This is a genomic window from Hoyosella sp. YIM 151337, assembly GCF_026041215.1.
Taxonomy (GTDB): Bacteria; Actinomycetota; Actinomycetes; order Mycobacteriales; family Mycobacteriaceae; genus Hoyosella.
Window position 1 is genome coordinate 689929 of the sequence record NZ_JAPEIQ010000006.1, and the last position, 6965, is coordinate 696893.

The 6965-nt window shown below is 62.8% G+C and carries 3 protein-coding genes; all 3 read left to right on the forward strand.

Annotated features, from left to right (window positions below; all coding sequences use genetic code 11):
• Window positions 1–2577, forward strand: coding sequence for a LuxR C-terminal-related transcriptional regulator (locus ONR57_RS04520; RefSeq protein WP_265121806.1), 2577 nt, complete (start codon window positions 1–3; stop codon window positions 2575–2577).
• 191 nt (window positions 2578–2768) lie between these two features.
• On the forward strand, window positions 2769–4058 hold the full coding sequence (locus tag ONR57_RS04525; protein WP_265121719.1) for a S1 family peptidase: 1290 nt from the start codon (window positions 2769–2771) through the stop codon (window positions 4056–4058).
• Window positions 4059–4430: 372 nt separating this feature from the next.
• Window positions 4431–6965: (Fe-S)-binding protein (locus ONR57_RS04530; protein WP_265121807.1), on the forward strand; the 2535-nt coding region annotated here is incomplete at its 3' end.

Below are 6965 nucleotides of genomic sequence, written 5' to 3' on the forward strand. Positions count from 1 at the left end.
GTGCGTGACACGGGCGCGCGGCAACCGGGGCCGTCCGGACTCCTGTCCGCCAGGGAAAGCAGGACCTCTCCTGAACCGGGTGGCCAGATTAGCGATCTCCTCGCGATGATCCACCATGCGCGCGGCCGTCCGGTGCATAAAGTAGTACTTGGTCCCGCAGGCACGGGCAAGACGACGACCCTTCGACTCGCCCACACTACATTTGAAGCACTGGGCGTGCCCGTCGTGAGCGGCATCCCGGTAAGCGGTGAAAAACCGCCTGCCGGTTCGGCAGTGCTTATCGACGATGCGCACCGGCTAGGACCAACTGCCTTCGAGGAACTCGAGGTTCTTCTGCGCGAGCGCACGTCGAGCGTCGTGATCGCGGCCCGCCCGCGGACCAATCGGCAGCTGCTGGACCGGCTGCTCTGCAGCACTGACACCGATGTCGTGAATCTCGCCCATCTGAACGCGAAAGGCATCTCCCTGCGGGCACGCCAGGCGGTGGGCCGCGAATTACACCAGCACGAAACTACGGCGATATTCGAGATCACCGCTGGCCGGCCAGATGGTGTGCATGAGATTCTCGCGGCATTGCTGCAAGACCGTTCGAGCCACAGCCTCACCACGATTCAGCTCGCTGGCAACGCGTGGCTCACTCGTCGTTTCGCGGCGTTACCCCCACTTGTTCAGCAAGCTATTGCGGTTGCCGAAGTCACGGTATCCGTTTCAATCGTCGCCACGACACTCGGCGTCAGCGAGCAGCAGGCTGAACGACTACTCGACGAAGCGCGTGACAGCGCGCTACTGCTTGACCACGACGCCGTGTCGCCGCACGTAACCAAGCTCTTCGCTCAGCACATCGGCGCAACCAAACTGTCACAGCTGCGCACGAGCATCGCCGAAGCGCTGTGCGGAAGTCACGCCCTCACTCTCACTATCGCCCAGGGTCTGGCGAAGCATAACGTCACCAGTCCTGCCGTTGCGAGTTTCCTCGTCAACAGTGCCGAGCGGTGCGCGCACTCCGACCCAGCACACGCAGCTGAACTTCTTGATGCCGCACGCTCAGCCGGCGCGCACATCGCCGAAATCGGCTTGCTGCGGGCAGATGTCGCAGCTCGCACCGGCGACTTCGCCAACGCGCTGCACTTCGCCGACGCGGTGACCAACCGAGCGCTCAACGGTGATCCTGCACGTTCAGCCGCAGGCCTCGCTAGCGCCATCAGGATTTCCGCGACCGTGGCCACAGCGCGGGGCATGGTCCCGCACGCCGCGGATCTTTACCGGTGGCTCGGCCCATCGCGCACGGGCGCGGACCGCCCGATCGCAGCCGTCGTCTTGTTCGCGGCGGGGGACGCCGGCGCTGCCCGGGAGTTTCTGAACCACGCGGACGAGGGCATCCCCACGACCTATGCGCAGGGCCTGCGGTTACTCGCTGAAGGCGTTGATGCCTCCATGGCGGCTTCGGGCAGGTCCGCGATCGCCCTGCTCGCACGCTCAGTATCGATGCTGTCACCGCCGCCGGTGAGGCGAGCAATGCCCGACCACGCGGCCACCCTCGCCGCCACTGCAGCGCTGCACTGTGGTGACATCGCTGCTGCGCAGTCGATCCTTGATACGGCCCTCAGTGAGGACCGGCCCGAAAAAGTCGTCACCGCGCGGCTGCAATTACTTGACGGCTGGGCAGCAATGCTCGCTGGTGATCCACAAAAAGCGTCCGACCGGATGGCTTCGCTCACCGGTGATCTCACGTCCCCGCGCGACAAGCTGTTCGAATACGGACTGCGCGCTGGTATTGCACGCCGCGCCGACAACGCCGCCGAGCTTTCGGCATGCTGGGCGGCAGCCCGCCCCGTGCTCGCGGCATGCACAGCGGACTTATTCTCATTGCTTCCCATCGGTGAACTCTGGATCGCAGCTGCACACCTATCTCAAGACGCGGAGGTACAGCACCTAGTCGACCAGGCGAGTCGCCTGCTCGACGCACTAGGCTCACCGGCGCTGTGGGCGGCTCTATTCCATTGGTGCGGGGTACAGGCAGCCATCATTGCGGATAAGCCCGATTCTCTTGCCCCGCACGCCAACAAGCTCGGCTCCGCCGCTCAGGTCAGTTCGTACGCTTCCGCACTCGCCGCGGCAGGACGGACATGGATACGTGTGCTGGCAAGAGACTTCGATCCCACTGAGGTAGAAACCAGTGCGCGGACGCTAGCGGACACTGGACATCGCTGGGACGGTGCTCGGCTCGCGGCCGAGGCGGCATTCCGCTCATGTGAGCCCAGGATCGCGTCCGGCCTGCTGCAGCTAGCGCGAGCGCTGCGAATGCCCGGACACGTCGCGTCGGCAAACAGTGTCAGCAGCCTCGAAGCCACTTCTCAGATGAGCTTGGGAGGGCTGAGCCGCCGCGAAGCGGAAATTGCGAACCTCGTCGTTCAGGGCTTCCCCTACCGCGAAATCGGGGAGCGGCTTTTCATCGCGCCGAAAACCGTCGAGCATCATGTTGCCCGCATCCGGCAGCGTCTCGGTGCGCAGAACCGGTCGGAAATGCTCACGATGCTTCGCACAATGGGTTTTCCGCACGCACCGTCTGCCTCATGACCGTGACCCGGGCGAACCACATGATGTGATCCACGTCAACCGGTCTTGCATTCGCTGGTCACAGTTGGGTGACTAATCGAACTCAACTCTGCCGCTCGTCCCCCGGGCTCCCTACAGTGATCCGAAGGCACGGCCCGCGATCATCGTTCGCGGGCACCCTGGGCTGCCGAGAAAGGCATGGTAGGTCACTGATGCGCTCGTCATTTCTCAGGCGCGCCGCGATCGCTGGCGCGGCCGCTTTGACGTTGCTTGTTCCGGGAGCAGCAGTAAGCCTGGCGGCGCCTCAGCCCGCTGGGTCAACACTCCCTGCCGCGCTGATCGAAGCGCTCGAACGCGACCTAGGGCTATCGGCGGACGAGTTTCTCCAGCAATCAGAACTCGCACAGCGTCTCGCAACGTTTGCGGAGGAACTACGAGTGGAGTTTCCCGATGAGTTCGGCGGCGCCTGGCTGGACAACGGCACCCCGACGATCGGCGTGACGACCGACTCGCTCGCTGAACGCGTCGAAGAGGCCGGTTTCTCGGTAAAAAATGTCGCACGCAGTGAGTCTGAGCTTCACCGTGACGTGCTGGCACTGTCCGAGTGGACGGAATCCCTGGCGGAACCGTTCCGGAGCCTGATTCAGGGCGTGATGGTCGATCTAGTCCGGAACAGTGTGGTTGTTGGCGTCGCGGACACGGGGCCGGGGAGCCTCGACGGACTCTTCGATCTCCCTGCACTCATGCGGGAAGTGGGAATCCTGTTCACTCCTGTGAACGAGATTTCGCCTGACGAGAGCACACCGCTGCGTGAAAGCGGGTCCGGATCCCCGCATCAGTACCAAGCTATGGGTGGTGACGCATTTCTCGCGGGCGCTGCGGGCAACCAGTTACGCTGCTCGCTTGGTTTCAATGCGGAAGGCCCTGGCGCAAGTGTCATCAACATAACCGCGGGACATTGCAACCCTGAGGGACCTGACAGTTCGAACACTCCAGCGACCTTCCTCGGCGGCCCACTCGACGGCAAGCAGTTCGGCACGTTCACACAGACAGACATGAATGGCGCAGATTATGGGGTTATCACTATCCACGAAGACTTCGTGGATCTTTTCCAGACCGCGGGCGTGCGCGGCGGTAACGACATCCACGTCACAGGCACCGCTGACCCCGTTGTGGGTATGCCCGTGTGCAAGTCCGGGGTGACGACCGGTTTCACCTGCGGTGTGATCACTTCCGCGAACTTGCGGGTCGATGTGGGTGCACGCACGCTCGATAACGCGTTCACCGCGGATATCTGCGCCCTGCAGGGTGACAGTGGCGGCGCAATCATCAGCGGCACTAGAGCTGTGGGGGTATCCAGCGCCTCAGACGTGGGCGATTTCGCTTCCTGCGCGGATGCGGAACGGGAAACGAGCTTCTTCGGGGAGAAGCCTCAGCTTTACGCGACACCTATCAACGACATTCTCAACAAACGGCCAGATATTAGGATCCGCACGTCCTGAAACCTTTCTGACCCGAGCTGCGCCCGCCTCCGTCTCGGTGGCGGGCGCATTCTCTGCCTGCGTTTCATCCCTGGGACGGCGAGTTAGGACTGCCTGGGCAAAACTCCGTTTCGGGCAGCTAATACCGTTAGTGCAGACGAGTGTGCACGAGCCCCAATTCGAGCGAGCCGGACACATCCTGCAAGGCGGCAATTGGCGCGAAAGGGGTCGCGTCGTCCATACTCGCCCGCAAAGCACTTGCAGTCGCCGCTAAGTTACTGGCCAGTAACATGCACTTCGTTACCAGCAGGTAATATAAGCGCGGAGGATGCGACGGTGCAGGGCAAAGCTGCCCGGCCGCCATGACAGAAAGGCCACGACGACATGAGCGACGTGACTTCCGTGACGCTGACACTCGGCACCATTGCCGCAGTGCTCAGCATCCCGTGCTGGATCATCTTCTTCTCCGGCGCATGGCGCATGGTGCAGACGATCCGGCTGGGCCAGCCCGACGGAACACGCCTGTTCCCGATCTTGCCGCGTTTCAGACAACTCCTGGTCGAGGTCGCTGCGCATACCCGGATGAACAAATTCCGGTCGGTAGGCTGGGCGCACTGGCTCGTAATGGTCGGCTTCATTCTCGGCGCATCCGCCTGGCTCGAGGCATACGGCGAGACGTTCAATCCCCACTTCCACTGGCCAATAATCGGTGGCTGGGGCCCATGGAGTTTCCTCATGGAACTCCTCGGCATAGGCACTGTCGTCGGCATAATCGTGCTGATCATCATTCGTCAGCGCAACCATCCGCGCCGCCCTGACCGTATGTCCCGCTTCAGTGGGTCGAGCTTCTGGCAGGCCTACTTCGTCGAAGCTGTGGTCCTCATTGAAGGCCTCGGCGTCATCTTCGTGCGCGCCTCAAAGTACGCCGTTTACGGCGGCAGCAACGTAGAGTACTTCTTCACCCGCTGGGTCGCGGAATTGCTGCCGGCTGAACCAGTGCTCGTCTCGATCTTCGCCATGATCAAGCTGTTCTCGGGCATGATCTGGCTGCTTATTGTCGGGCGGTTCATCACGATGGGCGTCGCCTGGCACCGCTTCTCCGCGTTCTTCAACATCTACTTCAAGCGTGAGGACGAAGGTGGGGTCGCACTCGGAGCGGCCAAACCGATGATGTCCGGCGGCCAGGTACTGGAACTCGAGGAGGCCGACCCTGAAGTCGATTCGTTTGGCGCGGGCAAAGTCGAGGACTTCTCGTGGAAAGCGCTGCTCGACTTCACGACCTGCACCGAGTGTGGCCGCTGCCAGTCGCAGTGCCCGGCCTGGAACACGGGCAAGCCGCTTTCGCCGAAGCTGCTGATTCTCTCCCTCCGCGATCACACGTACGCCAAGGCCCCGTATCTCCTCGCTGGCGGCAAGAAAGACATGGGCGGGGACGAAGTAGGTCTCGTCGACAGCGACGGCAACATTGACGAGGCAAGGCTCGCACGCATCCCAGAAGAAGCGCGCACCGAAGCAGGCCGGCCACTGGTGGGCGAGTTTACGGGCGACCCCGCAACGAATGGCGTGATCGATCCCGAAGTGCTGTGGAGCTGCACCACCTGCGGTGCCTGCGTCGAACAGTGCCCGGTCGACATCGAGCATGTCGACCACATCATCGATATGCGCCGTTACCAGGTGCTCATCGAATCCGCCTTCCCCACGGAGCTCGCAGGCCTCTTCAAGAACCTCGAAGTCAAGGGCAACCCGTGGGGCCAGAATGCTGGCGATCGCCTCAAGTGGGCCGAGGACCTCAGCTTTGACGTACCAGTCTACGAAGGGGACTTCGGGGACAGCGAGTATCTCTTCTGGGTCGGTTGCGCCGGCGCCTACGAAGACCGCGCGAAGCGCACAACCCGTGCCGTCGCCGAACTTCTGCACATCGCTGGCGTGAACTTCATGGTGCTCGGCGCCGGCGAGACCTGTACCGGTGACTCGGCACGCCGAGCCGGTAACGAGCTGCTCTTCCAAACTCTCGCGCAGCAGAACATCGAGACCTTCAACGAAGTCTTCGAAGACCGCGCCCCCAAGCAGCGCAAGATCGTCGTTACCTGCCCACACTGCTACAACGCGATCGGAAACGAGTACCCCCAGCTTGGCGGTAACTTCGAGGTCGTCCACCACACGCAGCTGCTCAACCGGCTTGTGCGTGACAAGCGGCTGATCCCGGTGGCCGAACCCGCAGAGAACACGACGTATCACGACCCGTGTTACCTCGGCCGCCACAACAAGATCTATCAGGCACCCCGTGAGCTGGTCGCGGCGTCAGGCGCACAGCTCAACGAAATGCCACGGCATGGTGAACGATCACTGTGCTGCGGTGCCGGTGGTGCACGCATGTGGATGGAAGAGCACCTCGGCAAGCGCGTGAACGTTGAACGCACCGATGAGGCACTCGCCACCAACCCACAGAAGATCGCAACTGGCTGCCCATTCTGCCGGGTCATGCTTTCCGACGGTGTCACCGCGCGGCAAGAGTCGGGCCAAGGCGAAGGCGTCGAGGTTGTGGACGTCGCAATGATGCTTCTGGATTCCGTCAAGCGTGGCCTGCCTGAAGGTCTCACCGTCGGTTCCAAACGCTCCCCCGCCAGAGTTCCCGCACCAGCTCCCGCCAAAGCAGCCGCGGCTGCTGCGACGGGCACAGCGTCGCCAGAGGCACCAAAGGCACCAGAAACCGCAGGCGACGCCGCGGCAGCTCCTGCCAAGAAAGCCCCCGCTAAGGGCGGCCTGCAGATGAAGGGCGCGAAGAAGGCTCCAGGCAAAGCAGCACCGGCCAAGGCCGCGCCCGCAGCGAGCGAAGGCTCCGACGCTCCTCCTGCCAAGGCACCTGCCAAGGGCGGCCTGCAAATGAAGGCAAAGAAAGCGCCAGGCAAAGCGGCACCGGCGAAAGCC

Bases quoted from the DNA above. Each gene is read 5' to 3' on its own strand.
- ONR57_RS04525 (WP_265121719.1), top strand. From the start codon at position 2,769: ATGCGCTCGTCATTTCTCAGGCGCGCCGCGATCGCTGGCGCGGCCGCT.